The organism is Stenotrophomonas sp. SrG (assembly GCF_050031795.1).
GTDB classification, from domain to species: Bacteria; Pseudomonadota; Gammaproteobacteria; order Xanthomonadales; family Xanthomonadaceae; genus Stenotrophomonas; species Stenotrophomonas rhizophila_A.
In genome coordinates this window covers 1-232 of record NZ_JBNBBE010001634.1, presented here as the reverse complement: position 1 = coordinate 232, position 232 = coordinate 1, and the positions used below count along the sequence as shown (strand labels likewise).

Below are 232 nucleotides of genomic sequence, written 5' to 3'. Positions count from 1 at the left end.
GTGCAGGTGCGCGGCCGGGGCATGCCGATAGCCGCGGGGATGTTCCGGAATGCTGGCAATCTCGACCGCGTACGCAACGCGGTCATCGCTCATCCCTTCCAGCAGCAGGGCCACGGTCTGTGCGTCATCGGCAATCCGCTGGCGCGAGCCCAGGCGCGCTGGGGTGCGGCCGAAGATGGCGGGCGTGCGGCAGCGCAGGCAGGTCGTGGTCGCCCGCAGCCCGAAGGCCGAG

At 71.6% G+C, this 232-nt stretch carries 1 protein-coding gene; it reads right to left on the bottom strand.

Going from position 1 to position 232, the window contains the following annotated elements:
* Positions 1-232 (bottom strand): hypothetical protein (locus ACQG3P_RS24905; protein ID WP_426806539.1); only part of this gene is annotated, 232 nt, incomplete at both ends.